This window comes from Micromonospora sp. NPDC002411 (assembly GCF_053592955.1).
Genome location: NZ_JBSFBM010000556.1, coordinates 1 through 2,584 on the forward strand (window position 1 = coordinate 1; position 2,584 = coordinate 2,584).

3 protein-coding genes are annotated in these 2,584 nt (G+C 74.0%); all 3 read right to left on the reverse strand.

Features of this window, described 5'->3' with window-relative positions; translation table 11 throughout:
- Window positions 1–58: 58 nt before the first annotated feature.
- Complete coding sequence (locus ACWCO3_RS33780; protein ID WP_358163762.1) at window positions 59–751, reverse strand: D-sedoheptulose-7-phosphate isomerase; 693 nt, start codon at window positions 749–751, stop codon at window positions 59–61.
- A complete protein-coding gene (locus ACWCO3_RS33785; RefSeq protein ID WP_145783996.1) occupies window positions 748–1,965 on the reverse strand; it encodes a glycosyltransferase in 1,218 nt (405 codons plus the stop codon). The genes ACWCO3_RS33780 and ACWCO3_RS33785 overlap by 4 nt, the downstream gene beginning before the upstream one ends.
- On the reverse strand, window positions 1,950–2,584 hold a 635-nt coding region (locus tag ACWCO3_RS33790; protein ID WP_450014011.1), incomplete at its 5' end, for a glycosyltransferase family protein. The genes ACWCO3_RS33790 and ACWCO3_RS33785, both read right to left, overlap by 16 nt.

Here is a 2,584-nt window from a genome sequence, read left to right on the forward strand (position 1 = left end):
GTGGCCTTCGACACCATCGTCCGGCGCGAGGCGATCGGTGTGGTCGCCGCGGTCATCCTCACGCGTCGACCTGCTGTGCGGCCCCACCGTCGAGCACCACGTCGACCCCGGCGCGCACCGACCCGGCCTCCCCCGGCACGCGGCGGACGATCGCCGCCGCGTCGGCCGCGGCCAACGCGGCGGGCAACTCCTGTTCCAGGTACTCGCAGAGAAGGTGACTGGTCACGAGGTGCAGCTCCTGGACGACCTGGGTGTCACCGGACACGACGGCCAGCACGTCGTCACAGGCGTCGGCGAGGGGGTTGGGAACGGCCCCGGTGAGCGCCCAACTGGTCACGCCGACATCGCGGGCGGCCAGCGCGGCGCGGACCAGATTGGGGCTGGCCCCGCTGGTGCTGAGCAGCAACAGGACGTCACCGGGGCGACCGTGGGCCCGCACCTGCCGGGCGTAGACGTCGTCGTAGCCGTAGTCGTTGGCGATGGCGGTGAGCGCGCTCGTCTCCGCGTGCAGCGCGATCGCCGACAGCGGCTGGCGGTCGTCGTGGAGCTTGCCGACCAGCTCGGCGGTGAGGTGCTGGGCCTCGGCGGCGCTGCCGCCGTTGCCGGCGACCAGCAGACGCCCCCCGGTGGCCAGCCGGTGGGCCAGGTCGGCGCCCCAGCGCGCCAACTGCGACTCACACCGCCGGTACGGCACCAACGCCGCCGCGAGGTTCGTCAGGTGGGTGTCGAGCAGGCTGCCCGCCGGCATCAGGCCACCACCCGCGTCGGCCGGCGGACGGCGGCCACCTCGCTGTAGACCTCGACCAGCCGCTCGGCGGTCGCCGCCCACGAGTACCGGGTCCGAGCCCGCTCGCGGGCCGCCGTGGCGTACGCGAAACGCCTGATCCGGTCGTCGAGCAACCCCTGGATCGCGGCGGCCAGCGCGTGCGGGTCCCGCGCCGGCACGAGGTCACCTGTCGTCCCGTCGACCACGGTGTCCCGGATGCCGCCGACGGCGGTGCCGACGACCGGCACCCCGCAGGCCATCGCCTCCAACGGGGTCAACCCGAACGGCTCGTACCAGGGTGCGGCGACCAGCAGGTCCGCCGAGCGGTACCAGCGGCCCATCTCCTCCCGGGGCACCGCGCCGACCAGGTGCACCCGGTCGGCCACCCCGCACGACTCGGCGAGGGCCCGCAGTCGCCGGGCGTACGGGTCGGTTTCGAGCAGTCCTTCGGGCGGGCCGCCGACGACCACGCACTCGGCGCCGGCGACCAGCGCCATCGCGCGGATCACGGTCTGGAAGCCCTTGCGTTCGACCAGCCGGCCCACGGTCAGGATCCGGGTCCGACCCGGCTCCCGGTCGGCGGCCGGCCCGAGCGGGGCGAACGTGGCGAGGTTGACCCCGGAGGGCACGACGGTCATCCGGGACCGGGGTACGCCCATCCGGACGAGCTCGCCCACCTCGTCGCGGCACTGCGCGACGATCCGGTCCACCGATCGGCCCAACTCGCGTTCGTAGGACACCCGCCGGGCCGGGCTGGTGTCCTGCACACCCTGGTAGCGGCGCTTCACGGTGCCCAACGCGTGGTACGTCTGCACCACCGGCACCCCGGTCTGCCGCCCGGCGGTCAGCGCCGCCAGGCCACTCATCCAGAAGTGCGCGTGGATCACCTCGGGCACCCACTCCCCGCCCCGCCAGCGCTCGGTCAACCAACGGCTGAACTCCCGCATGTGCGGCAGCAGCGCGTCCTTGGCGACCGGCTCGGCCGGGCCGGCGGGCACGTGGACCACGTCGTACCCGTCCGGGCTGCGGACGGTCACCGGCAGGTCGGGCGCGTCCCGGCGCGTGTAGACCCGCACCTCGTGCCCGGCGGCGGCGAGAGCGGCGGACAGCTCCGCGACGTGCGTGTTCTGGCCGCCGGCGTCCTCCCCTCCGAGGACGGCGAGCGGGCTGGCGTGCTCCGAGATCATCGCGATCCGCATACTTCCTCCTCCAGCAGCCGGTCCCAGTCAGCGAGGAAACGGTCGAGGCCGTACCTGTCGCGCGCGGCGGTCCGCGCCGCCGCTCCGGCCTGACGTGCGGTCGCCGGTTCGTCGATGAACCGGCGGGCGGCGTCGAGCAGGGTGTCGGTCCGGGTGGCGAGAGCTCCGGCCTCCGGGGGCACCGCCATCACCGCCTCGGTGGTGGCGAGCGCGACGACCGGCATGCCGATCGCCATCGCCTCGATGAGGCTGAGCCCGAGCGACGTCCACCGGCACAGGTGCAGGTACGCGCGCCGCCGGCCCAGCTCGGCGTGCATCCGGTGCTGGGGCACGTCGTCGTGGCTGGTGAGTCGGTCGGCGGGCAACCCGAGGTGGTCGGCCAGACCGGCGACGCCCATCCCGAAGACGTCCAGCGGGGCGATCTCGGCGAACCGGGGCAGCAGGTCGGTGCCGGTGACCCGGCCGCGCCGGACCGGTTCGTTGATCACCACGGCGAGCCGGTCGAGTTCCCCTGTGTAGGAGACGGTGGGTGCGACGATGCCGTGGTCGACCACTGTGGTGCGGGTGGCGCCGGTGTCCCAGAAGATCTGGTTGAACCCGGTGACGTGGGCGATGAGCA